Below are 26,323 nucleotides of genomic sequence, written 5' to 3'. Positions count from 1 at the left end.
ACCGGATCAGCCCAGCCGGCCGATCGCGTCGCGGATCCGGGTCGCGGTCCGCTCGCGGCCCAACACCTCGAGCGACTCGAACAGCGGCAGGCCGACCGTGCGGCCGGTGACCGCGACGCGTACCGGGGCCTGGGCCTTGCCCAGCTTGAGGCCGCGCTGCGCGCCGACCTCCTCCAGCGTCGCCTTCAGCGCGTCCGCCGTCCACTCCGGCAGCGCCTCGAAGGCGGCCAGTGTCGCGCCGAGCAGTTCGGCGGAGCCCTCCTTCATCGCCTTTGCCCACGCCGCCTCGTCGACCGGCGGCGTCGGCAGGAACAGGAAGTCCACGTTCGCCACGATCTCGCTCAGCACCGCGATCCGGGTCTGGGCCAGCGGCGCGACCGCCGCGAACGCCACCGGGTCGAAGTCCTCCGGCCGCCACGGCGGGGCGGCGATCGTCGCCGTGCCGGTCAGCCACGGGTCGCAGGCGGCGACGAACTCCTCGACCGGCAGCGCCCGGATGTAGTCGCCGTTGAAGGCGCGCAGCTTCTTCTCGTCGAAGAACGCCGAGGACGGATTGACCTCCTCGAGCCGGAACTCGTCCTCGATCACCGACCACGGCACGATCTCCCGGTCGCCGGACGGCGCCCAGCCCAGCAGCATCAGGTAGTTGCGCATCGCGTCGGCGAGGTAGCCCTCGTCGCGGTAGGCCTCCAGGGCCACCTTGTCGCGCCGCTTCGACAGCTTCTGCCGCTTCTCGTTGACCACCACCGGCACGTGCGCCCAGACCGGCGGGCGGGCGCCCAGCGCCTCCCACAGCAGTTGCTGCTTCGGCGTGTTCGGCAGGTGCTCCTCGGCCCGGATGACGTGGGTGATGCCCATGGTCATGTCGTCGACGACGTTGGCCAGCAGGAACACCGGCGACCCGTCGCCACGGGCGATGACGAAGTCCTCGATCAGCTTGTTCTCGAACGTCGGCTCGCCCCGGATCAGGTCGACGACCCGGGTCGCGCCGTCGTCCGGCGTACGGAACCGCAGTGCCCGGCCCTCGCCGGGGCCGAGGCCCCGGTCCCGGCAGAAGCCGTCGTAGCCCTGGTACTGCGAACCGGTGCGGGCCTGGACCGCCTCCCGGGTGCAGTCGCAGTAGTAGGCGAGGCCGCCGGAGTGCAGCTTCTCGGCGGCGGCGCGGTGCTCGCCCGCGTTCGCCGACTGGAAGTACGGACCCTCGTAGCTGCCCCGTTCGATGCCGATCCAGTCGAGCGCGTCGAGGATGCCCTCGGTCCACTCGGGTCGGTTGCGGGCGGCGTCGGTGTCCTCGATCCGCAGGACGAACACGCCGTCGTGCTGCTTGGCGTAGATCCAGTTCTGCAGGGCCGACCGGGCGCCGCCGACGTGGAACATTCCAGTCGGAGAAGGGGCGAAGCGTACGCGTACCGTCACGCCCCCAGCCTACGACCGGCGACCGGGTCGGCCGCCACCAGGTTTCCCCCGTCACGTTCCGGCCGCGCGGCGCCCCATGGGCGGTACCGTCTTCGCCGGACCACGGCCGGGCACGCGCCGGGGGTGGATACGGCGCGGGAGGGACCGCCGGTGGAGGAAGTCTCGACGGCGGTCGCCGGTCCACCGCCGGCCCGGCCGGTGCCGCCGCCGCGCCGCCCGTCCCGGGGCGGGTCGCGCCGCCCGCCACGGCCGGTGCCGGCCGCGTTGCGCCGGGCCGGCACCCTCGACGGGCTGGCCGTCGCCGCCCTGGCCGCCGGCGTGCTGTTCGTCGCGACGGGCCTGCTGCCCGCGGCCGACGCGCTGGCCACCGTCCGCCGGACCGGCCCGCTGCTGGTCTTTCTGGTGGCGGTGGTCGTACTCGCCGAACTCACCGCCCGGGCACAGGTCTTCGACGCCGTCGCGGTCCGGATCGCGATTCTCGGCCGGGGCCGGCGGTGGGCGCTGTTCGCGCTGCTCGTCACGTTCGCGACGCTGACCACGATCTTCCTCAACCTGGACACGACGGCGGTCCTGCTGACGCCGGTCATGCTGGCCGTGGCCGCCCGGCTCGGGCTCGCCGCCCTGCCGCTGGCGATGACCACGGTGTGGCTGGCCAACACGGCGAGCCTGCTGTTGCCGGTGTCGAACCTGACGAACCTGCTCGCCGCCGACCGGCTCGGGCTGCCGGTGGCCGCGTTCGCCGGGCGGATGGCCGGGCCGCAACTCGTCGCCGTGCTGGCGACCGCCGCCTGCCTCTGGCTGCTGCACTGGCGGCGGGACGCCGCCGCCCGCTACCCGGTGCCGGTGCCGCACCGGCCGGCGGACCCGGTGCTGTTCCGGGTCGCCGCGGCGGCGTGCGTCCTGTTCGTGGCCGGGATCGTCGCCGGGGTCCCGCTGGCCGCCGTCTCGGTCGCCGGCGCCGTCGTGGTGCTGGTCGCCTTCGCGGTACGGGACCGGGCCGCGTTCCGTTGGAGCCTGCTGCCGTGGCGGCTGCCGGTGCTGGTCACCGGCCTCTTCCTGATCGTGGAGACGGTCGGCCGGCACGGGCTGTCCAGCCTGCTGGCGGGGCTCGTCGGCACCGATCCCGGACCGGCCGGGATCGGCCTGGCCGCCGCCGTCGGCGCCGTCCTGGCCAACGTGCTGAACAACCTGCCCGCGTACGTCGCCGGCGAGGCGGTGGTGCCGGCCGGGCACACCGACCAACTGCTCGGGCTGCTGATCGGGGTGAACGCGGGGCCGCTGGTGCTGCCGTGGGCGTCCCTGGCGACCCTGCTGTGGCTGGAGCGCTGCCGGGCGGCCGGGCTGGCGGTGCCCTGGCGGCGGTTCCTGCTCACCGGCCTGGTCACCGCCGTCGTCGTGTTGGCCACCGCCGTCCCCGCCCTGCTCCTGACCGCCGGCTAGCCGCGCCGGCGCCTCCCGCCCCGCGCGCCTCCCGCCGCGGGGCGCCTCCTTGATCGCGGTGATCAGGGAGTTTGCACCCCGACGCGCCGACGACACGCACGTCCTGGTCCCTGATCACGGGGATCTTGGGGTCAGGGAACGGAGTGGATCTTCAGGACCAGGGCGCCGCCCAGCAGGGTGACCACGGCGGTCACGGCGTAGAGGGTGGGGTAGCCGCCCAGATGAACGACCATCGGGGCGGACAGGGCGGGGCCGAGGACCTGCGGGGCGGAGTTGGCGATGTTGATGACTCCCAGGTCGCGGGCCCGGTCGGTCGCCTTCGGCAGCACCTGGGTGATCAGCGCGGCGTCGATCGCCAGGTAGACGCCGTACCCGGCGCCGAGCAGGACCGCGGCGACCATCGCCGCCGGCCAGACCGGCCAGACGGCGAGCAGCAGGGCCGCCACCGCCATGATCACCCCGGACCAGACGACGAACACCTTGCGCCGGCCGGAGCGGTCCGACAGCCGCCCGCCGACCACCGCGGTCACCATCAGCCCGGCCGTGTAGAGCAGGATCAGCACCAGCAGGCCGAACTCCGGGTCGGCGTACCGGACCCGGTCGGCGAGGAAGTAGAGCAGGTAGAGGGTGCCCAGCGCGTTGCCGAGCTGCACCAGGAACCGGGTGGCGAAGGCCCAGGCGAAGTCCGGGTGCCGGCGCGGGCTGATCCACATGCCGGCGAACAGTTGCCGCCAGCGCAGCACCGGGCGGTGCGTACGCGGCAGCGGGTCGTCGGTGGTGAACAGGACGAACGGCGCCGCGAGCAGCACCACGGCGACGGCGATCGCGACGTAGCCGGCGGCGTTCCCGGTGACCACCGCGGTCACCAGCACCACGCCGACGACCAGCCCGAGCGCCTGCGGGATGCCGATCCAGCCGGAGACACCGCCGCGCTGGGCGACCGGCACCCGGTCCGGTACGGCCGCGGTGAGCGTGGCCAGCATCGCGTTGAAGCAGACCTGCGCGGCGACCCAGGCCACCGTCACGCCGACGACGGTCTGCCGGTTGGCCAGCAGCAGCAGCGACACCGCGCCGAGCAGCGCTCCGGCCGCGGTCCAGACGTGCCGCCGGCCGAACTCGCGCCCGGCGATCCGTAGGCAGGTGCGGTCGGAGAGGGCACCGGCGAGCGGGTTCGCGACGATCGCGGCGAGCGCGCCGATGCCGGTCACCCAGGCCAGCATGGTTTCCTTGCGGGCCGGGTCGATCGCCTCGACCTGTTGCGGCAGCAGCACCTGGATCGGGGTGAAGAACGCCATCCACAGGCCGAGGTTGGCGCTGAAGAGCAGGGCGACCCAGCTCCGACGTACCCGGGTCGTGGGTTCGGCGAGAGCGGCCGGCAGTGCGGCGGTGGGGTCGAACGTCGTCACCGGTGGGCCTGGCGGATCGCGTCGCGATACCAGGCGTACGAGGTCTTGGGAGTGCGGATCCGGGTGTCGAAGTCGACGTGGACGAGACCGAAGCGCTGGCTGAAGCCCTCGGCCCACTCGAAGTTGTCCAGCAGCGACCAGACGAAGTAACCGCGTACGTCGGCGCCCTCGTCGATCGCGGCCCGGACCGCGCGCAGGTGGCTGTCGAGGTACGCCACCCGGTCCGGGTCGGCACAGTCGCCGTCCGGCCCGACGACGTCGGGATAGGAGCAGCCGCTCTCGGTGACGTACAGCGGCGGCAGCGCGGCGCCGTACCGGGTGGTGAGCGTGACCAGCGCGTCGCGCAGGCCGTCCGGGACGACCGGCCAGCCGAACCCGGTGGTTGCGTAGTCGTCGAGCTGGACCATCTCGAACGGCAGCGGGTGGCCCTCGTCGGGGGCCCGGATGCCGGTCGGGTTGTAGTAGTTGACGCCGATCCCGTCGATCGGTGCGGCGATCACGTCGAGGTCGCCGTCGTGGACGGCGGACAGGTCGAAGTCGATCTCGGTCGGATAGCCGAGCCCGAGCAGCGGGTCGGTGAACAACCGGTTGTGCAGCGCGTCGTACGCGGCGACGGCGGCCCGGTCGGCGGCCGTGTCGCCGCAGGCGCGTACGGGGGAGTAGTTGTTGGCGATCGCGACCGGGCTTCCGGAGTGCGCCCGGACCGCGGCGACCGCCAGGCCGTGCCCGAGCAACTGGTGGTGGGTGACGGGGAACGCGTCGAAGAGCATCATCCGGCCGGGGGCGTGCACCCCCATGGCGTAGCCGTAGGTCATGTGCACGACCGGCTCGTTCAGCGTGATCCACAGCTTGACCCGGTCGCCGAGCGCGGCGGCGACGAGGGCGCTGTAGTCGGCGAACCGGTAGGCGGTGTCCCGGTCCATCCAGCCGCCGCCGTCCTCCAACGCCTGGGGCAGGTCCCAGTGGAAGAGGGTGGCGACCGGGTCGATGCCGGCGGCCAGCAGGCTGTCGACGAGCCGGTCGTAGAACGCCAGCCCGGCCGGATTGGCCGGTCCGGTGCCGTCGGGCTGGATACGCGACCAGGCGACCGAGAACCGGTAGGCGTCGATGCCGAGCCCGGACATCAGCGCGACGTCCTCGGGATAGCGGTGGTAGTGGTCGCAGGTGACGTCACCGGTGCTGCCGTCGGCGATCTGACCCGGTTCGTGGGCGAAGGTGTCCCAGATGGACGGCCCCCGCCCGTCGGTGTCTACGGCACCCTCGACCTGGTACGCCGAGGTGGCCACACCCCAGGTGAAGCCGGTCGGGAAAGCCGGTAGCGGCGGAAGGGCCATTGCGGACTCCTCGAACGCGAAAGATGCTCGGACTCTATGCTCCGCCCCGTTCCGCCGGAACCCCCGATTCTGTCGAAAGACGCCTTGTGCGGGTGGATTCCGTCACCGCCGGACCGCCGACCGCCGGACCGGGTTGGCGCCCCGGAGACGGTCAAGGGCCCGCCGACCGGTCCCCGGCAGGGGACCGCGCCGACAGGCCCTTGATCAATGAAGGGTGGAGCGTTCCTACGAGTCGCCGCCGGTCTCGCCGACCGGGGCGGCGTTGACGTCGTCGATCGCATACTTCTTCGCCGCCTCGGCCGGTACCGACGCCGGTACCTCACCGCGCCGGGCGAGCTGGGCCAGCGTCGCCACCGTCACCGACTCGGCGTCGACGTGGAAGTGCCGGCGCAGCGCGTGCCGGGTGTCGGACAGGCCGAACCCGTCGGTGCCCAGCGACGTGTAGTCGCCCGGCACCCAGCGGGCGATCAGGTCGGGGACGGCCCGCATCCAGTCGCTGACCGCCACGACCGGGCCGGGCGTGTCGGCGAGCTTGCTGGCGATGTACGGCACCTTCGGCTCGGCACCGAGGTTGAGCAGGTTGTGCTCCTCGCACTCGACCGCGTCGCGGCGCAGCTCGGTCCACGAGGTCACCGACCAGACGTCGGCGGCCACCCCCCAGTCCTGGGCCAGCAGCTGCTGCGCCTTGAGCGCCCACTGCATGCCCGTACCGGAGGCCAGGATGTTGGCCCGCGGCGCCGAGCCGTCGCCGCCCGACACCGACGGTGCCGCGGCGTAGCGGTAGATGCCGCGCAGCAGCCCCTCGACGTCGACGTTCTCCGGCTCCGCCGGCTGCACGATCGGCTCGTTGTAGACGGTGAGGTAGTAGAAGATGTTCTCCTGCTCCTCGCCGTACATCCGGTGCAGGCCGTTCTCCACGATGTGCGCGATCTCGAACGCGAACGCCGGGTCGTACGCCACCACGGCCGGGTTGGTCGCGGCGAGCAGGTGCGAGTGGCCGTCCTCGTGCTGCAGGCCCTCACCGTTGAGCGTGGTGCGTCCGGCGGTGGCGCCGAGCACGAAGCCGCGCGCCATCTGGTCGGCCGCCGCCCAGAAGGCGTCGCCGGTGCGCTGGAACCCGAACATCGAATAGAAGATGTAGAGCGGGATCATCGGCTCGCCGTGCGTGGCGTACGAGGTGCCGGCGGCGGTGAACGAGGCGACCGAGCCGGCCTCGTTGATCCCCTCGTGCAGGATCTGCCCGGCGGTGGACTCCTTGTACGACAGGAACAGCTCGCGGTCGACCGACGTGTACTTCTGCCCGTGCGGCGAGTAGATCTTGCGGGTCGGGAAGAGCGAGTCCATGCCGAACGTGCGGGCCTCGTCCGGGATGATCGGCACCCAGCGGGCCCCGAACTCCTTGTCCTTCATCACGTCCTTGAGCAGCCGGACGAACGCCATCGTGGTGGCGATCTTCTGCTTGCCCGAGCCGCGCTTGACGTCGCCGAACTGCTTCGACTCCGGGATGGCCAGCGGGACCGTCTTGGTCCGCCGGCTCGGCACGAACCCACCGAGCTGCTTGCGCCGCTCCTGCAGGTACTGCATCTCGTCGGACTTCTCACCGGGGTGGAAGTACGGCGGCAGGTAGGGGTTCTCCTCCAACTGCTTGTCGGAGATGTCGAGGAAGAGCCGGTCGCGGAACGTCTTCAGGTCGTCCAGCGTCAGCTTCTTCATCTGGTGCGTGGCGTTGCGGCCCTCGAAGTGCTGGCCGAGCGTCCAGCCCTTGATCGTCTTGGCCAGGATGACGGTCGGCTGCCCGGTGTGCTCGCTGGCGGCCTTGTACGCCGCGTAGAGCTTGCGGTAGTCGTGCCCGCCGCGCTTGAGGTTCCAGATCTCGTCGTCGGACAGGTGCTCGACCATCTTGCGGGTGCGCGGGTCGCGGCCGAAGAAGTGCTCGCGAACGTACGCCCCGGACTCCGCCTTGTAGGTCTGGTAGTCACCGTCCGGCGTGGTGTTCATCAGGTTGACCAGCGCGCCGTCGGTGTCGGCGGCGAGCAGCGGGTCCCACTCGCGGCCCCAGACGACCTTGATCACGTTCCAGCCGGCGCCCCGGAAGAACGCCTCCAGCTCCTGCATGACCTTGCCGTTGCCGCGCACCGGACCGTCGAGCCGCTGCAGGTTGCAGTTGATCACGAAGGTGAGGTTGTCGAGCTCCTCGCGGGCGGCCAGACCGATCGCGCCCAGCGACTCCGGCTCGTCCATCTCACCGTCGCCGAGGAACGCCCATACGTTCTGGTCGGACGTGTCCTTGATGCCGCGGTTGTGCAGGTAGCGGTTGAAGCGGGCCTGGTAGACGGCGTTGATGCCGCCCAGGCCCATCGACACCGTCGGGAACTCCCAGAAGTCCGGCATCAGCCGCGGGTGCGGGTAGGACGGCAGGCCACCACCCAGACCGGCGTGCGAGAGCTCCTGCCGGAACCCGTCCAGGCGGTCCTGCGACAGCCGGCCCTCGAGGAAGGCGCGGGCGTACATGCCGGGGGAGGCGTGGCCCTGGAAGAAGATGTGGTCGCCGCCGCCGGGGTGGTTCTTGCCGCGGAAGAAGTGGTTCATGCCCACCTCGTAGAGCGACGCGGCGCTGGCGTAGGTGGAGATGTGTCCACCGACCCCGATCTCGGGCCGCTGCGCCCGGTGCACCACCATCGCGGCGTTCCACCGGATGTAGGCCCGGATCCGCCGCTCGACCGCCTCGTCACCGGGGAACCACGGTTCCCGCTCCGGGGCGATCGTGTTGATGTAGTCGGTGGTGGTCAGCGGCGGTACGCCGACCTGACGCTCACGCGCCCGCTCCAGCAGGCGCAGCATGACGTAGCGGGCGCGCTTGGCGCCGCCATCGTCGATCACCCCGTCGAGTGACTCGACCCATTCGCTGGTCTCTTCAGGGTCGATGTCCGGAAGCTGGCTCGGTAGGCCGTCGCTGATCACCGGGCGCTTGCGTTCCGTGGCCACAGGCGTTCCCTCGGTTGTGTGTGTGGGATAGGTCTCTAGCGCCATCCTGCCTTCTCATGCCCGGTCCCGTCACGTCTAGGACCGGCAGACGCGACGCTCGACACAGGTACCGGCCGGTAACTTCCTGGCAACAGCTTTGTCGGCTATCGGACGCGGAGGGTGCTGAGGAATGCGCTTACCTGACGATCTGGCACGACTCGGGCGGGTCGGCGGCCGGCGTGGTGGTCGGCGTGATGGCCGGCACCGGACCCCGGGGATCGCCGGCGTCCGTGTCAGCGTGGCGGGTGCGGGCGGGTGCGGCCGGTGCGGCGGTGCGGGCGGGTGCGCGGTGCGGGCGGGTGCGGCGGTGCGGCGGTGCGGCGGTGCGGGCGGGTGCGCGGTGCGGGCGGGTGCGGCGGTGCGGCGGTGCGGGCGGGGTGCGGCGGTGCGCGGCGAGTGCGGGCGGGTGCGGCGGTGCGGGCGGGGTGCGGCGGTGCGCGGCGAGTGCGGGCGGGTGCGTGGCGGTGCGGGTGGGGTGCCGCAGGTGGGCGGTGGGCGGGGCGCGGGCACGGGGCAGGTGGCGATGATCGTCTGCTGTTCAGGCGTTCGTCGGGCGGTGTGTCGGCTGTCCCAGCAGCAGACGATCACCGCAGCGGCGGGCGGCCGGGGCGCGGCGGGACGGTGGCCGGCTGCCCGGGCGTGGCAGGGCGGGGCGGTCAGCCGGCCAGGAAGGAGAACCGCACCTCGCGGGAGGGGTTGTCGCCGTTCGGGTCGACCAGGCAGATCGACTGCCAGGTGCCGAGCATCAACCGGCCGCCGAGCACCGGCACCGTCGCGTACGGCGCCACGAACGCCGGCATTACGTGGTCGCGGCCATGTCCGGGGGACCCGTGTCGGTGCCGCCAGCGGTTGTCCGCCGGCAGCACCGCGTCCAGCGCCGTGATCAGGTCGTCGTCGGACCCCGACCCGGTCTCGATGATCGCCACCCCGGCCGTTGCGTGCGGGACGAACACGTGCAGCAGCCCGTCACCGGCGCCGTCGACGAACCGCTCGGCCTGGGCGGTGATGTCCGAGACGGTGGGCCGCGTGCCGGTCCGAACCGTGATGACCTCGCTTCGCATACCGGTCAGTTTGCACCCGATCCCGGCCCGCCGCGCCCCGGCCGCCTGCCGCTGCGGTGATCGTCTGCTGCTGGGACAGCCGACACGCCGCCCGACGAACGCCTGAACAGCAGACGATCATCGACGCCCCCCCGTGCCCGCGTCCGTGCCCCGTGCCCGCGTCCGTGCCCCGTGCCCGTGCCCGCGTCCGTGCCCCGTGCCCGTGCCCGCGTCCGTGCCCCGTGCCCGTGCCCGCGTCCGTGCCCCGTGCCCGTGCCCGCCCCGCCCCGTGCCCGCCCCGCCCGCGCCCCAGTCGCGCCTTTCGTGGGGCAGCCGGTGTCGCAGGTGTTGGTTAGCCTCGCCCCCGTGACCACTCCTGTGCCCGACCCCGAGCTCGCCGCGCCGATCGTTGCCGTAACCGTCTATCCCGACCGTGCCCGGGTGACCCGGCGCGGCACCGTCACCCTGCCCGCCGGCGAGCACCGGGTCCGCATCGGCCCGCTGCCGGTCGGCCTGCACCGCGACTCCGTACGGGTCGGTGGGCACGGTCCGGCCACCGTGCTCGGCGTCGATCTCGTCAGGCACCACCAGGCGCGGACCGCCGACCCGCTCGCCGCCGACCTGGAGGAGCGGCGCCGGGTCCTGGCCGGTGAACTCGCCGAGTTGGCCGACGCCGACGCGGTGGAGAACCAGCGCGCCGAGTTCTTCTCCCTGCTCGCCCAGCGGGCCGGTGGCACCTACGCCCGGGCGCTCGCCAGCGGCGACGCCGCCCCGAACGACGTTGCCGGGTTCGCCGAAACGTTCGCCGAGCTGCTCACCGCCAGCAAGTCCCGCCAGCGTGGCACCACCCGCCGCCGCGACGAGGCCCGTGACGAGGTCGCCGCGCTCGACCGGCAGCTCAAGACGCTCGCCGAGCGGCGCCGCCCCGACCAGCTCTTCGCCGTGGTCATCGTCGAGGTCGCGGAGGCCGACGCCGAGGTTCAGCTCGAGCTGACGTACGTGGTCAGCAATGCCGGCTGGACGTCGACGTACGACGTACGGCTCGACGACGGCCCTGCCCAGCCGGGCGGCGCATCCGCCGAGCGGCTCACGCTGACCTGGTTCGGCCTGGTCATCCAGCACACCGGCGAGGACTGGCCGGAGTGCGACCTGGCGCTGTCCACCGCCCGGCCCGCCGACACCGCCACCGTGCCCGAGCTGCGGCCGTGGCTGATCGACCGGGTCCGGCCGATGCCGGTGCGTGCCGAGCCGATGTTCGGCGCCGCGTCGATGGCGGACGGCATGCCGGTACCGGCCGCGCCCTCCGGGCCGCCGCCCGGGGCGAGGCCGCGTGCCGGCGCCCCGGCGCCACCGGTCGCGGAACGGGCCGCGGCGGTCGAGCAGGGGCCGTCGGCGGCCACCTACCGGCCGACGCGGCCGGTGGCCGTGCCGTCGGACGGCAGCGCCCACCGGGCGACCGTGGCCGTGCTCGACCTGGCCACGGCGCTCGACTACGTCACCGCGCCCGTTCAGTCGACCGACGCGCACCTGCGCGCCACCGTGGTCAACTCCTCGGCGCACACCCTCCTGCCCGGTCCCGCCTCGGTCTTCCACGGCGGCGACTTCGTCGGCAGTACCCGGCTGGAGACGTGGGCACCGGGCGAGGAGGTCGAGCTGGCCCTCGGCCGCGACGACCGGGTACGCGTCGAGCGGGAACGGATCCGGCGCACCGCGAGCAAGGCGACGCTCGGCTCCACCCGGCGCCGCGAGGTCGAGTACCGCATCTCGGTCGCCAACCACACCCCGCGTCCGGCCCGGGTGACCGTGCTCGACCAGTTGCCGGTGTCGCTCGACGAGGCGATCATCGTACGTGACATCCGTCTCGAACCGGCGCCCGCCGAACGTACCGACATGGGTGAACTGACCTGGCGGCTGGCCATCCCACCGGGCGAATCCCGCGAGGTCCTCCTGGGTATCCGGGTCGAGACCAAGTCGGTGGAGCTGTCCGGCTGGCGTGAATAACGCCGTTCGCCGAGTGGCCGGCCGGCCACCGGTTCGGTAATGCTGTCGGACGTGACCACCCCGCAAGATCTCGATGAGCGGTTCCGGGAAGCGGTCGCCGGCCTGTCCGGCGCCGCGGCCCGGCGTCCGTCCGGCGGGCCGGTCCGCGACGGCAGCACCCTCACCGGCGACCGCGCCCTGGAACTCTTCGACGCCCAGCTCACCAGCCGCCACCTCGACCTCGCGGCCCGCTGGCTGCGCAGCTTCGGCGAGGGCTACTACACGACCGGCTCGTCCGGGCACGAGGGCAACGCCGCCGTCGCCGCCGCGCTGCGCCCCACCGACCCGGCCCTGCTGCACTACCGGTCGGGCGGCTTCTACTGCGCCCGCGCCGTCCAGGCCGGTGCGGAATCGTCCGGCGACCCGGAGGGTTCCGCCGGCCGGGGCGCCGGGCCCGGCGAGGGCGACGACGACCCCGGCCACCGGCCCGACGAACCGCTCGCCCGGGCCGCCCGCGATGTGCTGCGCGGCATCGTCGCCTCCGCCCACGAGCCGATCGCCGGCGGGCGGCACAAGGTCTTCGGCAACGCCGACCTGCACGTCGTCCCGACCACCTCGACGATCGCCTCGCACCTGCCCCGCGCGGTCGGCATCGGCTTCGCCATCGAGCGGCTGCGCCGGATGCCCACCGGCTCCGGCCCGTTCGCCCGGCCCGGCCCGGGTCCGCGTCCGGCCGGCGCCGACCGTACCGGCACCGCGACCGGGTCGGACTGGCCCGCCGACGCCGTCGTGGTCGCCTCCTTCGGCGACGCGTCGGTCAACCACGCCAGCGCCACCGCCGCCTTCAACACCGCCGGCTGGTGCGACCACGGCGGGCTGCGGATCCCGGTGCTGTTCGTCTGCGAGGACAACGGGCTCGGCATCAGCGTCCGCTCCCCGCAGGGCTGGGTCGCCGCCGCGCTGGGCAGCCGCCCCGGCATCCGCTACTTCGCCGCCGACGGCTGCGACCTCGCCGAGACGTACGACGTCGCCCGGGAGGCCGCCGACTGGGTACGCCGGCACCGCCGGCCCGCCGTACTGCACCTGTCGACGGTGCGGCTGATGGGCCACGCCGGCGCCGACGCCGAGGTCACCTACCGCCAGCCCGCCGAGATCAGCCGCGACGTGGCCCGCGACCCGGTGGTCGCCACCGCCCGCCTGCTCGCCGAGGCCGGGTTGCTCACCCCTGACGAGCTGACCGCCCGCTACGACGAGATCGGCTGGCAGGTGCGCCGGATCGCCGAGGAGGTGCTCGCCGAACCGAAGCTCGACAACGCCGCCGACGTCGTCGCACCACTCGCGCCCCGGCGCCCCGTACGCGTCTCCCGGGCCGTCGCCGACGCCGCCGTACGGGCCGCCGGACCCGGTGCCGCGGCCCGCGCCGCCGCGTTCGGCGACCACCTGCCCGAGGACGGCGGCCCGCTCACCCTGGCCCAGACCATCAACGCCACCCTCGCCGACGCGCTGCTCGACCACCCCCGCACCGTCGTGTTCGGCCAGGACGTCGCGGCCAAGGGCGGCGTGTACGGCGTCACGAAGGGGCTGCGGGAGCGGTTCGGGCCGAGCCGGGTCTTCGACACCCTGCTCGACGAGACGTCATTGCTCGGCCTCGGGCTGGGCTCGGGGCTCGCCGGCATCCTGCCGGTTCCCGAGATCCAGTACCTCGCCTACCTGCACAACGCCGAGGACCAGCTGCGCGGCGAGGCGGCCACGATGCGGTTCTTCTCCCAGGGCGCGTACCGCAACCCGATGGTGCTGCGGGTCGCCGGACTCGCCTACCAGGAAGAGGGCTTCGGCGGCCACTTCCACAACGACAACTCGGTCGCCGTGCTGCGCGACGTACCCGGGATCGTGCTCGCCGTGCCGGCGCGGGCCGACGACGCCGCGCCGATGCTGCGGTCCTGCCTGGCCAGCGCGGCCGTCGACGGCTCCGTCTGCGTCTTCCTGGAGCCGATCGCGCTCTACCACACCCGCGACCTCTACACCGAGGGCGACGGCGAGTGGTTGGCCCACTACGTCGGGCCGGACGGGTGGGCGGCCGGACACGTACCGGTCGGCCGGGCCCGGGTCTACGGGGTCGGCACGGCCGAGGACATCACGATCATCACGTTCGGTAACGGCGTACGGATGTCGTTGCGCGCCGCGGCCCGGCTGGCCGGCGAGGGGATTGGCAGCCGCGTCGTCGACCTGCGCTGGCTGGCCCCGCTGCCGACCGCGGACATCATCCGGGAGGCGTCGGCCACCGGCCGGGTGCTGATCGTCGACGAGACCCGCCGCTCCGGCGGGGTCGGCGAGGGCATCATCGCCGCCCTCGTCGATGCCGGATATGTCGGCTCCGCCCGCCGGATCGCATCGGTCGACACGTTCATCCCATTGGGGCCGGCCGCTCGTCACGTTCTGCTGACCGAAGATGCCATCACCCAGGGTGCCCATACGCTGCTGGCACGGTAAATTCCGTTGCACTCGGTGCGCCACTTGCATGTGGCGGCCCGACTGTGTGGACTTTGGCCTGCCGGCGTCGGACGATGCCGGGAAAGCTTGCCGGCGTCGTCCGACGCCGGCGGGAACGCTAGGAGAGGGAGGCACGCGACAGTGAGCGCGACCGCTGGTCAGGCCGCCGACGGCGTACGGAGCGTGGCGGACCGGTTCGGACTCGAACCGGGAAACGTCGTCATGGAGATGGGGTACGACGATGACGTCGACCACGATCTCCGCGACGCCCTGACCGACCGCTGCGGGGAACTGGTCGACGAGGACACCGACGAGGTCGTCGACGCGGTACTGATCTGGTACCGCGACGGGGACGGTGACCTGTTCGAGATCCTGACCGACGCACTTGGCCCGCTGGCCGACGCCGGCGTGGTGTGGCTGCTGACGCCCAAGGCCGGGCGCGGGGGGCACGTCGAGCCGAGCGACATCAGCGAATCGGCGTCGACCGCAGGACTCCAGCAGACGTCGACGATCAACGCCGGCAAGGACTGGAGCGGGGCGCGCCTGGTCGCACCCCGCGCTGCCCGCCGCAAGTAACACCCGGTGGGCGGGCCGCGCGGGGCGGCCCGCCGTACCAGGATCAGCCGTGACCGTCCCGTCACGGCTCTTTGTCATGCCTGGGAACCGTGGCCCGACCCGGTGTGGTCGGTGTCGGTGTCGGCGGCGGTGCGGGGGCTGCCGCCGATGACACCGGTGTGTCGGCCGTCACCCCGGCCGGGCATGGCACGCTAATGCCGTCGCGACGATCTTAAGGAGCTTGAATGCCGATCGAGGTTGGCGCCGAGGCGCCCGACTTTGTGCTCAAGGACCAGAACAACCAGGAGGTACGGCTCTCCGACCTCCGGGGCAAGAAGAACGTCCTGCTGGTCTTCTACCCGCTCGCCTTCACCGGCGTCTGCCAGGGCGAACTGTGCGAGGTGCGCGACAACCTCAACGCGTACGTCAACGACGAGGTCCAGGTGCTCACCGTCAGCGTCGACTCCGCCTACACCCACAAGGTCTGGGCCGACCGGGAGGGCTTCAACTTCCCGCTGCTGGCCGACTTCTGGCCGCACGGGGCCGTCGCCCAGGCGTACGGCGTCTTCAACGAGGTCGCCGGCATCGCCAACCGGGGTACCTTCGTCATCGACAAGGCCGGCGTCGTGCAGTATTCCGAGATGAACATGCCGGGCCAGGCACGCGACCAGGAAGGCTGGCGCAAGGCGCTGGCGGCGGTTTCCGCCTGACCGGCCGTATCCGCAGTGCGGTCGGCGGCGGTAGCAGGGTAAGCTGACCGCCGCCGACACGCTGCGAAGCGTCCGGGCGCGTAGCTCAGTGGGAGAGCACTCGCCTTACAAGCGAGGGGTCGCAGGTTCGAAACCTGCCGCGCCCACCCTTTGAACAGCACGAAGACGGGCCGCCGGATGACCGGCGGCCCGCTTGGTGAAGCATCTACCAGTTGCAGTTGGCGGCCGGGATCCAGCCGTCCTGCTCCGGTGCCTCGGCCCCGTGGCCGTAGTACCACGTCTGAATGTCACTGCCGCCGTAGATCGAGTGAACGCGGAAGCCCCGTCCGGGGCTCAGGGTGCGCAGGACGCCGCCCCAGGGCTGGTCGCGCAGCCAGGTGGACTGGTTGGTCACGCAGATGTCACCGGGGCGATCGCTGGCGACGGCCGGCGCGGACGCCACCACCGATCCGGCGGCGACGAGGGCCATGACCGCCAGCACACGTACAACGTTGCGCTTCATGCGCTTCCTCTCGATCGGGTGCCTTGCGAGCAGATTGATTATGCCCAACGCCACCGACATAACAAGTTGGACAGTCCGAACAGGAGGCTCCTGCAGGACGATCAAGCTGACGGAGGGGCGGCTGCGGCGGATCGGCCGGAGGATGGCCGGAAGCGGGCCCGCAGGCCGACCGGCGCGAGCCGCCCGAGAAACTCGGGGACGGCCGTCGCGACGTTCGGCGAATCGATGGTGTGGCGCTGGGCCAGGCGTGAGGTGGCGAGGGTGAGCTGCCGCATGGTCAGCGCCGACCCCAGACAGACCCGTGGGCCGGCACCGAACGGGAGATACGCGGCGCCGGGTGCCGGCTGTCCGGCGGCCCATCGGCCCGGTTCGAACTCGTCCGGTCGGGGCCACCACCGCGGATCCCGGTGGATCAGGTACGGGTTCAGTAGCACGTCGTCACCGGCGCGCAGCGGCCAACCGCCCAGGTCGACGGCCTTGTGGGCGGTGCGGGTCATTAGCCACACCGGCGGGTGGAGCCGGAGGACCTCCTTGACCACGGCCTCGGCCAACGGGAGCCGGGCCGCCGGTGGGGCCGTACCGTTGGTCGATCCGTCCGCCTCCGCCGCCAGTTCGGCGGCCAACCGTGGTCGCGCGGCGAGCTCCCGGACGATGGAGGCGAGCGCCGCGGCCGGCACGCCGTGGCCGCCCATGAGGATGCCGCGCAGGGTCGCCATGACGGCGGGATCGGGCATCTCCGGATCGGCGGCGAGCAGGAAGTCGAGCAGGTCGCCGGGGGAGGCCCGGGTGCCTGAGGCCCGCCGGCACCGGACGATCCCGGTCAGTGTCTCGACGGTCTGCCGGTGGACGCGGAAGAGCCGGCGGTGGCGGCGGAGCGGGAGCCACGCGGGAAACTGGTACGACGTACCGGCGAACGGCCGGGTGGCCTCGATGTTGTCGGCGAGCAGCCCGGGGATGCCGGTGGCGTCGGGGCCGAAGCAGTAGTCGGCGATCGCGGTGGCGGTGAACGTACGCATCGTGGTGAGCACGTCGACCTCGCGACCGGCGGCCGCGTCGATGACGGTGTCGAGGATCTCGACCGTCCGGCCGTCCGCCAGGGCGGCCGCCGTGTGGTTGAGCCCCGGCCATACGGACCGGCGTGCCGACATCCAGGAGTTGCCCTGGCTGACGGCCCGGCCGAGATTCCGCCCGGTGTCGAACGGCGCCAGTTCGGTCACGAAGCTGCGGCTGGGGTCGGCGAGCACGTCGTGGGCCAGTTTCGGGTCGATGACGAACACCGTTCGTTCGTCGTACGAGAACACGTCCCCGTACTCGCGGTGGCAGCGGCGGAGAAACCCGATCCGGTCGGCGTCGTATTCGGGGGTGTTGCCCATGAGCCAGTGCCCGCGCGGACCCGGTGGCCGCCGGCCCTCGTCGCCGCGTGGCATGTTCCCTCCGGGGAATCACAGGATCCCGGCCGGGGATCCTGTGATCGGTACCCGCCCACTGTCCGGGCGGTGGTGGGATCGTTCTACTGGTAGTTGTAGAACCAGTACGGGTAACGTCCGCTGACCTGCGATTTGCCGAGCAGGCGAGCGACGACGTGGCGCAGCGACCGACGCATGAACACCTTCCTGATATCGGTAGGGGTGAGTGTCTGGCCAGATGGTGCCATGCGATTCGGGCGTCCGGCAATGGGCTGTGCCCCGGCTGAGAATAGTCCCGATCTCATGCGCCGCCCGGGCCGTCGAGGCGGTATGCGCGGCGCTCCTGGAGTTGCGTGGCCTTGTCCAGGCGGAGGTCGTACACCTCGTGGATGCCCTGCATCGACTTCGCCGCCTCGCGGTCGACGACGGCACGCGGATCCTCGCCCGGCCGCACGTAGACCGGGAAGTCCGTGTAGTCGAAGGTGTCGCAGACGACGATCAGGTGGGTGGCCTGTTGCGCGACCCCCTGGTCGAACCAGCGGGACAGGTCCTCGAAGGTGGTTTCCACGATTCTCGTTCCTCGCGTTCGGGTCGCCGTGTTACCGGAGCGCTTCCGAGTATCGGACGAGCGGACAACGTTCCTGCCGGGGCGCTCACGGGCGGGCCCGGCCGGATAGCGGGCGGCGACGTGGGTACGTGCAGCGCATGGCAACGGTGCGCGATGTGACGTACGAACTGCTCCGCGAGCTGGAGATGACCACGGTCTTCGGCAACCCCGGCTCGACCGAAGAGCCTTTTCTGCAGGAGTTCCCGTCCGACTTCTGCTACGTACTCGCCCTGCAGGAGGCGTCGGCGGTGGCGATGGCCGACGGGTATGCGCAGGTCACCGGGCGGCCGGCGCACGTGAACCTGCACACCGCGCCCGGCACCGGCAACGGCATGGGCAATCTTGCCACCGCCTGGCACAACAAGACGCCGCTGATCGTCACCGCCGGCCAGCAGACCCGCGAGATGCTGCTCATCGAACCGCGGCTGACCGCGCTGCGCGCGCCGGAGCTGGCCCAGCCGTACGTCAAGTGGAGCTACGAGCCGGCCCGCGCCCAGGACATTCCGGGCGCGTTGATGCGGGCGTACGCCGCCGCGGTGCAGCCGCCGGGTGGGCCGGTGTTCCTGTCGCTGCCGTACGACGACTGGCAGCAGGAGGCGGTCGGTGGGCCGGTCGTACGGCGGGTCAGCACCCGGATCGGCGCGGACCCGGGGCGGCTCGCGGAGTTCGCCGAGATGCTCACCGGAAGCCGTACTCCGGTGCTGGTCACCGGGCCGGCGGTGGACCGGGCCGGTGGCTGGCCGGCCGCGGTCGCGCTCGCCGAGCGGCTCCGGGCGCCGGTGTGGTCGGCGCCGGCGCCCGAGCGGGCCGGCTTCCCCGAGGACCACCCGCAGTACCAGGGGGTGCTGCCGTTCGCGATCGGGCCGCTGACCGACAAGCTGAAGGGCCACGACACGATCCTGGTGATCGGTGCCCCGGTGTTCCGTTACTACCCGTACGTGCCGGGCGACTATCTGCCGTCGGGTGCCCGGCTGCTGCACGTCACCGACGATCCGGCGGAAGCCGCCCGGGCACCGGTCGGCGACAGCCTGCTCGGCGACGCCGCCCTGGTCTGCGCCGCCCTCGCCGAACTGCTGCCGGTGTCCGACCGGCCGGCGCCGCCGGTCCGGCCGGCCGCCGAGCCGCCGGAACCGGGTACGCCGATGTCGCCCGACTGCCTCTTCGCCACGCTGGGCCGGCACTGGCCGGACGACGGCGTACTCGTGCAGGAGACACCGTCGAACCTGGCCGCCCTGCGCCGGCGGCTGCCGGTGACCCGGCCGATGTCGTACTTCACCATGGCCAGCGGCGGCCTCGGGTTCGGGCTGCCGGCGGCGGTCGGCATCGCGCTCGGCGAACGGCACACCGGCCGGCAGCGCCCGGTGGTCGCGGTCATCGGCGACGGCTCGTTCCAGTATTCGGTGCAGGCGCTGTGGACGGCGGCGCAGCAGCGGCTGCCGGTCGTGTTCGTGGTGCCGGTCAACCGCCAGTACGCGATCCTGAAGTCGTTCGCCGAGCACAAGCACGCGTCCGGGGTGCCGGGGTTGGACCTGCCGGGGCTGGACATTCCGACGATCGCGCGCGGGTTCGGCTGCGAGTCGGCGGTCGTCGAGTCGGCGGACGCGCTCGCGGTGTCGTTGGCGGCCGCCCTACGTGCCCAGGGGCCCACCGTCCTGGCGGTCCCGATCACCTCCGACGTCCCCCCGATCCTGTAGCCCGGCCCGTTCGGCGGTTACGCGGGGGGTGCCGTGGGGTTGGGTGGGGTGGGCAGGGTCGGCAGTGCGCCGGCCGGGCCGCGCCAGCGGTAGATCCAGCGTCCGGCACCGTCTGCCGTCTGGAGTTCGTAGACCTCGGCGTCGTGCAGTTCGCCGCTGACGCGGTGATGGTGGGTCAGTGCCGGGCGGCCGTTGCGGTCCAGTTCGGCGGTGACGGTCGTACCCGCCGCCGGTCCGTCGACCAAGGGGATCTGCATGGTGGATGCCATGCCCCCATCCTGTGCGGATCTCGCGCCCACCGCAGCGAATCGGGACCTGCGCGGCCCCGGGCGGGCACCGGACGCGGCCGTCGCCGAAACCCGCGTCCGGCAGGCCCGGTGCCGGTGGACAACGGGGGATGGTTGCTGTTGCCGGCCACAGCGAATTCGGCGTATCCACAGCGAACTCGCTGTGGACCACGACAGCGGTGTTGCCTTCCCGCCCCCCGGACGTGTCCGGCCTTTCGGTCGCCGACGACCGGGGTCGGAGCGAATGGCGCCGTACCGGGAGGGAAATGGTGAGGCCCGGGGATGTGTCCAATCCCCGGGCCCTCGGTTTGTCGCCCAATTGCTCACGTCAACACGTTTAAGGGTGCGGATCATTCATGAGAACGCGGGTTTTACCATTAAACTACCGCCGCACGTTTGGAGCAGCGGGCGGGAGTTGAACCCGCATCCAGCGTCATCGTCCGTACCCGGTTGATTTGACGTTCGGCGACGAATGCTGATCCTGGAGCGATAGTCTGAGTTTCAAGAGGGGCTGCCTCTGCCAGTTGGGCTACTCCGGCCGGATGTGCCGGAGGGGGGACTCGAACCCCCACTGTCACCACCTCGATCAGCTTCAACTTCAGTTTCAGCCTCTGCGCTCGCGCGCATCCCCGCGCTCCCACGGGGAGTCCATGGAGGCTACCCGAACAGGTAGCCGAACACCGCCTCGCCGACCCGCCGGTCGGTCACCTCCGTGCCGTTGGCCTCCTCGCGGGCGAACTTGACCGCGTTCTGGAGTTTGGTCACCCGGTCGAGGAGTTCGTTGACCCGCCGGGCCGGCAGCGCGCCGGAGAACTTGACCGTCGTCCAGTAGCCGACCGCGACGTCCTCGTAGTAGACCTCGACCTGCGCCGGGTGCTTCTCCGTCGCCTCGGCCTTGACGTGGTTGCGGGGCACCTTCTTGGTACGGATGGTCCGCACCGGTTCGGTCCGCCACGAGTCGGTCGACTGGTCCTGCGTCCACGACTCGGCCGCGTCGAGCACCGGCAGCTTCTTGACGAAGGTGTGCAGGTCGGTGAGCTGCTTCTCGAGGAAGAGCAGGTAGGTGACGGGAGCGTCCTCGACGATCGTCCGGCCGTCGACGACCACGTTCGCCGTCGCGACGCGGTTGGCCCAGTCCTTGGTGGCGGTGACGTCGAAGAGCCGGGTCAGCGTCGTCCCGATCCCCCGCAGGACCTCCTCGGCCTGCACCTGGACCCGGGTCGATTCCGGTGGCAGCTGCTCACCCTCCTCGTCCTTCGGCTGGTAGGTGCGGGACAGCCCGGACAGCAGCGCCGGCTTCTGGACCGCCTGGTGGGCCTCGGTGAGCTCGGCGAACGACTTGCTCTTGACGCCCTTTTCCACGGCGATGATCTGGTTGAGCTTTGCCACGTCTTCTCCCATCTGGCACCGGGGACGGTAGCAACCGCCGGCACGTCCGGCGAATCCCTTTCCGGCGGCGGTGGTTCGTCGAGCCGCCCGGATCCGGGCGCGGAAGCGGCCTATCCTGGGGCCGGTCGTCGTGGAGGGGGAACGCGGGTGCTGGTCGTCCACGGGTTGTGGCTGGCCGGCGGCCGGCTCGCGTTGTGGGGTGAGGACTCGACGCTGCCGGACCGGCCGCCGCGGCGGGCGGGGCGCCCGCCCCGGGAACGGCCGCACCCGTTCGCGGCCGGCCACGCGGCCCTGGTCGACGCGCTCGACGCCGGCAAGGCGACCACCGACACGGCACTGCTGATGCTGCCGACCCGTGGCGGTCGCCCGCTCGACTCACCGGAACTGGTCCGGGTCGACGCCGATCGGCCGGCCCGGGGACAGGTCACCCTCACCGGCTGGCGGGTACCGATCCTGTCGTTCGACGCCGACCACGCGCTCGAACTGCTGCCCGGGCTCGACCACACCGGCCAGGTCGTCGGGGCCGGGCTGCGGCACCTGGCGACGCTCGCCGACTTCGCGGTCGACCTGGTGGCCCGCGGCCGGCTCCTGCCCGGCGTCGACGGCGACCGGGCGGTGTGGCGCCCGCTGCTGACCGGTGCCGACGCCGCGTGGGCGCGGGCGCTGGCCATGGCCCTGCCGCCGGCGGTCCGCGCGGCGGTCGCGGATCCGCCCGCGCCGGGGCCGGGTGGCGCCGCCACCGCCGGCCCGGTCCCGGGTACGCCCCGACTCGTCGCCGACGCCCTCGACACGCTCACCGACGCCGCCGCCCGTACGGCGCTCGACGGGGTGTCCCTGGTGACCGGCGGGCGGCGGGCGAGCGGGGCGGTCGCCGCGACCCGGTCCTGGCTCGGTGCGCTCACCGGGCGGCAGCGGACCTTCCCGGCCGGGGCGGCCGCCCGCGAGCAGTTGGCCGCCGAGCTGGCGAGTTGGCAGCGCGACGCCGCCGGCAGCCCGGTCCGTGCCTGCTTCCGGCTGGTCGAGCCCCCCGTCGAGGACGACGCGCCGTGGCTCCCCGGAGCCCCCGATCAGGCGCCGGACGGCGGTCCGGCCACCGGCTGGCGGGTCGAGTTCGCACTGCAGGCCGCCGACGAACCGAGCCTGGTCGTCGACGCCGAGCAGGTCTGGGCGGCACCGGACAGGTTGCCCGCGCTGGCCCGCGACCTCGACTCGCCGCAGGAGACGCTGCTCGCCGAGCTGGGCCGGGCCAGCCGGCTGTGGCCGCATCTCGACGCCGCGCTGCGTACGGCCCGGCCGGACGCCCTGCCGCTCGACGTCGAGGGTGCGCACCGGTTCCTGCGTGACGGTGCCCCGGTGCTGCACGCCGCCGGGTTCGGGGTGCTGCTGCCGTCGTGGTGGCGCAGACCCGCTGCCCGGCTCGGGGCCAGGCTGCAGGCCAGGAGCCGGACGGCGCCGGGCACCGTGGCCACCGCCAGCGCCGTCGGACTGGAGTCCATCGTGGACTACCAGTGGGAGCTGTCCCTCGGCGACGAGCCGCTGTCCGCCGCCGAACTGCGCGAACTGGCCCGGCTGAAGACCCCGCTGGTACGCCTGCGCGGCCAGTGGGTCGAACTGGACGCCAAGCGGCTGGCCGCCGGCCTGAAGCTGCTGCGTGGCGGTGGCGAGATGACCGTCGCCGACCTGCTCCAGCTCGGACTGTCCACACAGGATGACGAGCCGGAGTCGTTGCCGGTGCTGGGGGTGAGCGCCGACGGGCCGCTCGGCGACCTGCTCGCCGGACGGGCCGAACGGCACCTGGCCCCGGTCGACGAGCCGCCGACCTTCCGGGGGACGCTGCGGCCGTACCAGAAGCGGGGGTTGGCCTGGCTCGCGTTCCTGCAGTCGCTCGGGCTCGGCGGGATCCTCGCCGACGACATGGGGCTGGGCAAGACCGTGCAGCTGCTCGCCCTGCTGGCCGGCGACGGCCCGGACGCCGGGCCGACACTGCTGGTGTGCCCGATGTCGCTGGTCGGCAACTGGGAGCGGGAGGCCGCGAAGTTCGCCCCCGACCTGCGGGTGCACGTGCACCACGGCGCCGCCCGGGCACGCGGGCCGGAGTTCGCCGCGGCGGTGGCCACCGCGAACCTGGTCGTCACCACGTATTCGGTGGCGGCCCGCGACGCCGCCGCACTGGCCGAGACGGGCTGGCACCGGCTCGTCGTCGACGAGGCCCAGGCGATCAAGAACGCGGCGACCCGGCAGGCCGCCGCGGTCCGCTCGCTGCCGGCCCGGCACCGGATCGCGATCACCGGTACGCCGGTCGAGAACCGGCTCGCCGACCTGTGGTCGATCATGGAGTTCGCGAATCCGGGGCTGCTCGGGCCGGCGGCGACGTTCCGGCGGCGCTATGCGGTGCCGATCGAGCGGCACGGCGACGAGCCGGCCGCGCAGCGACTGCGCCGGATCACCGGCCCGTTCGTGCTGCGCCGGCTCAAGACCGACCGGTCGATCATCACCGACCTGCCGGAGAAGCTGGAGATGGACGTGCTGTGCAACCTCACCGGCGAACAGGCGTCGCTCTACCAGGCGATCGTCGACGACATGCTGGCCCGGATCGAGCGGAGCGAGGGCATCGAGCGGCGCGGGCTGGTGCTGGCCACCATGACCCGGCTCAAGCAGGTCTGCAACCACCCGGCGCTGCTGCTGCGCGACGGCTCGGCGCTGCCGGCCCGCTCCGGCAAGCTGGCCCGGCTGGAGGAGATCCTCGACGAGGTCGCGGCGGCGGGGGAGAAGGCCCTGCTGTTCACCCAGTACGCCGAGTTCGGCGCGATGCTGCGGGCGCACCTGTCGGCGCGTACCGGTCGGGAGGTGCTCTTCCTGCACGGCGGCGTGGCCAAGGCCGAGCGCGACGCGATGGTGGCCCGGTTCCAGCGCCCCGGCGGGCCGGCGCTGTTCGTGCTGTCGCTCAAGGCCGGCGGTACCGGCCTGACGCTGACCGCCGCCAACCACGTCGTACACGTCGACCGGTGGTGGAACCCGGCCGTCGAGGACCAGGCCACCGACCGGGCGTTCCGGATCGGCCAGCGCCGGTCGGTGCAGGTACGCAAGTTCGTCTGCGCCGGCACGGTGGAGGAGAAGATCGCGGCGATGATCGGCGACAAGCGGGGTCTGGCCGCGAAGATCGTCGGCACCGGCGAGCAGTGGGTCACCGAACTGTCCACAGCGGATCTGCGGGCACTGTTCACCCTCGACGCGGGCGCGGTGGTCGAGTGAGCGACAGCTTCGCCGACTACCGCCCGCCGCGCCCCGTCGAGGGTGGGCTGAGGGCGCGCAGCACGCGGGGCGCCATCGGCGAGTCGTGGTGGGCCCGCCGGTTCCTCGCCGTGCTGGAGTCGTTCGCGCTCGGCACCCGGCTCACCCGGGGCCGGTCGTACGCCCGCAAGGGGCAGGTGGTCAGCCTCGACGTGACCCCCGGCTCGGTCGACGCCACCGTGCAGGGCTCCCGCCCGACGCCGTACCGGGTGTCGATCGGGCTGCGGCCGTTTCCCGACGAGGTCTGGGACCGGCTGGCGGCGACCCTGGCCGGGCAGGCGTTCTTCAGCGCCCGGCTGCTCGCCGGTGACCTGCCGCCGGAGTTGGAGGAGGTCTTCGCCGCCGCCGGCGCCCCGCTCTTCCCGGCCTCGGTCGGCGAACTCGACCTGCGCTGCAACTGCCCCGACTTCGCGGTGCCCTGCAAGCATCTGGCCGCGGCGTTCTATCTGCTCGCCGAGGCGTTCGACGCCGACCCGTTCCAGATCCTGCACTGGCGGGGCCGGGGCCGCGACGAACTGCTGGCCCACCTGCGGACCCGGCGCGGCGACCCGGCCGGCCCCGGCGCGGAGGCTGCCGGGCAGCAGGCACTCCTGCCCGCCGGGACGTCCGGTGGGACGTCGGCCGGAGCACGTGCCGGTGGTGCCGGTCCGGCCGCCGGCGCCGCGGCGGTGCTGGCCGACATCCCCGACCCGCCGGTCGACGCGGCGCTGGACGGCTTCTGGCAGGCTCCGGTGCCGCTGCCGGCCCGGCCGGCGACGCTGCCGGCCGTACCGGATCTGTTGCTGCGCCAACTGGGACCACCGGCACCGTCGATCGGCGGCCCGGGCCTGGTGGAACGCCTGCGACCGGCGTACGAGCGCTTCGGTTCCGCCGGGCCCGAGGCCGACGACGTCCTGCCGCCGGGGCCGTAGGCGGTCCTAGCCCAGGGTCAGGCTCACCTCGGTCGTCCGGTCGGCCGCCACCGTCACCTGCTTCGACGCGGCCTGGTCGCCGCCGGGGACCCGTACGTTGGACGGTGCCCGCCCACCGGTGCTTCCGGTGGGCGGGCACCGGTCGGGGTCAGGCGGTCCGCCCGCCGTGCGTCGCGATGCCGTCGAGGATCAGGTCGAGGCCGGACTCGAACCAGGTCTGCCCGCGTGGCGGGAAGCGGGAGTCGACGAGCCGCCGCAGCCGGGGGTAGGCGTCCAACCGCTCGCCCCCCAGTCGGGTCTGCCACATCGCGCCCGGGCCGTCGGCGGCGGCGCCGGCTTGCGCGGTGACGGCGACGCGGGCGCTGCCCTGCAGGTAGTTGTTGATCGTCATGATCGCCTGCCCGGCCTGCTCGGGCGGCAGGTCGAGCGGTTCGAGGGCGGTCAACGCCCACTCCATGGCCCTGAGCGACTCCGGACCGAACGGGGGAGCCACCGTGGAGAAGGCGACCAGCACCCAGGGGTGGGCGAGGTACATCTCCCAGTCGTGCCGGGCGAGCAGGCGCATCCGCTCCCGCCAGTCGAGGCCGTCGGCGTCGGGATAGGCGTAGCGGCCGGTGACGGCGTCGACCATCGCCACGACCAGCGCGTCCTTGTTGGGCACGTGCCGGTAGAGCGACATGGTGCCGGAGCCGAGATGCTCGGCGACCCTGCGCATGGAGACCGCGTCGAGCCCGTCACGGTCGGCGAGTTCGATCGCCGCGGCGACGATCCGTTCCCGGCTCAGCGCCCGCCCGTCACCCACCGAACCACCCTCTGCCTACCGAAAGCGCCCTCTGCTCAC

18 protein-coding genes, 1 tRNA gene and 2 pseudogenes are annotated in these 26,323 nt (G+C 72.7%); 10 read left to right on the top strand and 11 right to left on the bottom strand.

Going from position 1 to position 26,323, the window contains the following annotated elements; all coding sequences use genetic code 11:
• Positions 1-6: 6 nt before the first annotated feature.
• Positions 7-1,416, bottom strand: coding sequence for a glutamate--tRNA ligase (gene gltX, locus Prubr_RS02895; protein ID WP_212821364.1), 1,410 nt, complete (start codon positions 1,414-1,416; stop codon positions 7-9).
• A 150-nt stretch (positions 1,417-1,566) separates the two neighbouring features.
• Between gltX and Prubr_RS02890 the strand changes: the two genes are divergently transcribed.
• Positions 1,567-2,856, top strand: coding sequence for an SLC13 family permease (locus Prubr_RS02890; protein ID WP_246568253.1), 1,290 nt, complete (start codon positions 1,567-1,569; stop codon positions 2,854-2,856).
• Between the two features lie 131 nt (positions 2,857-2,987).
• On the opposite strand, the gene Prubr_RS02885 is transcribed toward Prubr_RS02890, so the two are convergent.
• From Prubr_RS02885 to Prubr_RS02870, 4 genes are all read right to left on the bottom strand, one after another.
• Positions 2,988-4,262, bottom strand: coding sequence for an MFS transporter (locus tag Prubr_RS02885; protein ID WP_212821362.1), 1,275 nt, complete (start codon positions 4,260-4,262; stop codon positions 2,988-2,990).
• On the bottom strand, positions 4,259-5,596 hold the full coding sequence (locus Prubr_RS02880; protein ID WP_212821360.1) for a GH1 family beta-glucosidase: 1,338 nt from the start codon (positions 5,594-5,596) through the stop codon (positions 4,259-4,261). The genes Prubr_RS02885 and Prubr_RS02880 overlap by 4 nt, the downstream gene beginning before the upstream one ends.
• Positions 5,597-5,821: 225 nt before the next feature.
• Positions 5,822-8,581, bottom strand: coding sequence for a pyruvate dehydrogenase (acetyl-transferring), homodimeric type (gene aceE / locus Prubr_RS02875; protein WP_212821358.1), 2,760 nt, complete (start codon positions 8,579-8,581; stop codon positions 5,822-5,824).
• A gap of 695 nt (positions 8,582-9,276) precedes the next feature.
• Entirely contained in the window at positions 9,277-9,681 is a 405-nt protein-coding gene (locus tag Prubr_RS02870) for a YjbQ family protein (RefSeq protein ID WP_212821356.1), read from the bottom strand.
• 345 nt (positions 9,682-10,026) lie between these two features.
• Between Prubr_RS02870 and Prubr_RS02865 the strand changes: the two genes are divergently transcribed.
• From Prubr_RS02865 to Prubr_RS02845, 6 genes and pseudogenes are all read left to right on the top strand, one after another.
• The gene (locus Prubr_RS02865) at positions 10,027-11,661 is read left to right on the top strand and encodes a mucoidy inhibitor MuiA family protein (RefSeq protein ID WP_246568251.1); all 1,635 of its coding nucleotides are present in this window, start codon (positions 10,027-10,029) and stop codon (positions 11,659-11,661) included.
• 39 nt (positions 11,662-11,700) lie between these two features.
• Positions 11,701-12,042, top strand: a pseudogene (locus tag Prubr_RS38105) (MFS transporter); the annotation flags it as partial.
• 99 nt (positions 12,043-12,141) lie between these two features.
• Positions 12,142-14,130: pseudogene (locus Prubr_RS02860) on the top strand (transketolase C-terminal domain-containing protein); the annotation flags it as partial.
• Between the two features lie 141 nt (positions 14,131-14,271).
• A complete protein-coding gene (locus Prubr_RS02855) occupies positions 14,272-14,706 on the top strand; it encodes a DUF3052 domain-containing protein (protein WP_212821351.1) in 435 nt (144 codons plus the stop codon).
• A 224-nt stretch (positions 14,707-14,930) separates the two neighbouring features.
• Complete coding sequence (locus Prubr_RS02850; protein ID WP_212821349.1) at positions 14,931-15,395, top strand: peroxiredoxin; 465 nt, start codon at positions 14,931-14,933, stop codon at positions 15,393-15,395.
• Positions 15,396-15,469: 74 nt separating this feature from the next.
• Positions 15,470-15,541: transfer RNA gene (locus Prubr_RS02845), tRNA-Val, on the top strand.
• A gap of 59 nt (positions 15,542-15,600) precedes the next feature.
• Here the strand turns inward: Prubr_RS02845 and Prubr_RS02840 are convergent.
• The 3 genes from Prubr_RS02840 to Prubr_RS02830 form a co-directional block, all read right to left on the bottom strand.
• Positions 15,601-15,897: a hypothetical protein gene (locus Prubr_RS02840; RefSeq protein ID WP_212821347.1), complete on the bottom strand. Its 297-nt coding sequence runs from the start codon at positions 15,895-15,897 to the stop codon at positions 15,601-15,603.
• A gap of 101 nt (positions 15,898-15,998) precedes the next feature.
• Complete coding sequence (locus tag Prubr_RS02835; protein WP_212821344.1) at positions 15,999-17,324, bottom strand: cytochrome P450; 1,326 nt, start codon at positions 17,322-17,324, stop codon at positions 15,999-16,001.
• 280 nt (positions 17,325-17,604) lie between these two features.
• On the bottom strand, positions 17,605-17,871 hold the full coding sequence (locus tag Prubr_RS02830) for a hypothetical protein (protein WP_212821342.1): 267 nt from the start codon (positions 17,869-17,871) through the stop codon (positions 17,605-17,607).
• Positions 17,872-18,008: 137 nt separating this feature from the next.
• Here Prubr_RS02830 and mdlC point away from each other — a divergent pair, with 137 nt between their 5' ends.
• Positions 18,009-19,604 carry a benzoylformate decarboxylase gene (gene mdlC / locus Prubr_RS02825; protein ID WP_212821340.1) on the top strand — a complete coding sequence of 532 codons (1,596 nt, stop codon included), beginning with the start codon at positions 18,009-18,011 and terminating at the stop codon, positions 19,602-19,604.
• 17 nt (positions 19,605-19,621) lie between these two features.
• On the opposite strand, the gene Prubr_RS02820 is transcribed toward mdlC, so the two are convergent.
• Together Prubr_RS02820 and Prubr_RS02815 are read right to left on the bottom strand one after the other, a co-directional pair.
• Positions 19,622-19,873 (bottom strand): hypothetical protein, encoded by a 252-nt coding sequence (locus tag Prubr_RS02820; protein WP_212821338.1) that lies wholly within the window; start codon positions 19,871-19,873, stop codon positions 19,622-19,624.
• Between the two features lie 675 nt (positions 19,874-20,548).
• Entirely contained in the window at positions 20,549-21,280 is a 732-nt protein-coding gene (locus Prubr_RS02815) for a DUF7873 family protein (protein WP_212821336.1), read from the bottom strand.
• Positions 21,281-21,427: 147 nt separating this feature from the next.
• Between Prubr_RS02815 and Prubr_RS02810 the strand changes: the two genes are divergently transcribed.
• Both Prubr_RS02810 and Prubr_RS02805 read left to right on the top strand, forming a co-directional pair.
• Positions 21,428-24,532 (top strand): DEAD/DEAH box helicase, encoded by a 3,105-nt coding sequence (locus Prubr_RS02810; RefSeq protein WP_212821334.1) that lies wholly within the window; start codon positions 21,428-21,430, stop codon positions 24,530-24,532.
• Positions 24,529-25,482, top strand: coding sequence for an SWIM zinc finger family protein (locus Prubr_RS02805; protein WP_246568249.1), 954 nt, complete (start codon positions 24,529-24,531; stop codon positions 25,480-25,482). The genes Prubr_RS02810 and Prubr_RS02805 overlap by 4 nt, the downstream gene beginning before the upstream one ends.
• A gap of 148 nt (positions 25,483-25,630) precedes the next feature.
• Here Prubr_RS02805 and Prubr_RS02800 read toward each other — a convergent pair whose 3' ends face one another.
• Positions 25,631-26,284, bottom strand: coding sequence for a TetR/AcrR family transcriptional regulator (locus Prubr_RS02800; protein ID WP_212821330.1), 654 nt, complete (start codon positions 26,282-26,284; stop codon positions 25,631-25,633).
• Positions 26,285-26,323: the final 39 nt, after the last annotated feature.

Origin of the sequence: Polymorphospora rubra (assembly GCF_018324255.1) — a bacterium.
Lineage (GTDB): Bacteria > Actinomycetota > Actinomycetes > Mycobacteriales > Micromonosporaceae > Polymorphospora > Polymorphospora rubra.
Note: the sequence above shows the minus strand (reverse complement) of the source record. Positions and strands in the feature narration are given on the sequence as shown.

What these genes read in the sequence shown, in the direction of transcription:
- Prubr_RS02880 (WP_212821360.1), bottom strand. Translation starts at nt 5,596, where the DNA reads ATGGCCCTTCCGCCGCTACCGGCTTTCCCGACCGGCTTCACCTGGGGT.
- Prubr_RS02870 (WP_212821356.1), bottom strand. Translation starts at nt 9,681, where the DNA reads ATGCGAAGCGAGGTCATCACGGTTCGGACCGGCACGCGGCCCACCGTC.
- Prubr_RS02850 (WP_212821349.1), top strand. Translation starts at nt 14,931, where the DNA reads ATGCCGATCGAGGTTGGCGCCGAGGCGCCCGACTTTGTGCTCAAGGAC.
- Prubr_RS02840 (WP_212821347.1), bottom strand. Translation starts at nt 15,897, where the DNA reads ATGAAGCGCAACGTTGTACGTGTGCTGGCGGTCATGGCCCTCGTCGCC.
- Prubr_RS02835 (WP_212821344.1), bottom strand. Translation starts at nt 17,324, where the DNA reads ATGCCACGCGGCGACGAGGGCCGGCGGCCACCGGGTCCGCGCGGGCAC.
- mdlC (WP_212821340.1), top strand. Translation starts at nt 18,009, where the DNA reads ATGGCAACGGTGCGCGATGTGACGTACGAACTGCTCCGCGAGCTGGAG.
- Prubr_RS02820 (WP_212821338.1), bottom strand. Translation starts at nt 19,873, where the DNA reads ATGGCATCCACCATGCAGATCCCCTTGGTCGACGGACCGGCGGCGGGT.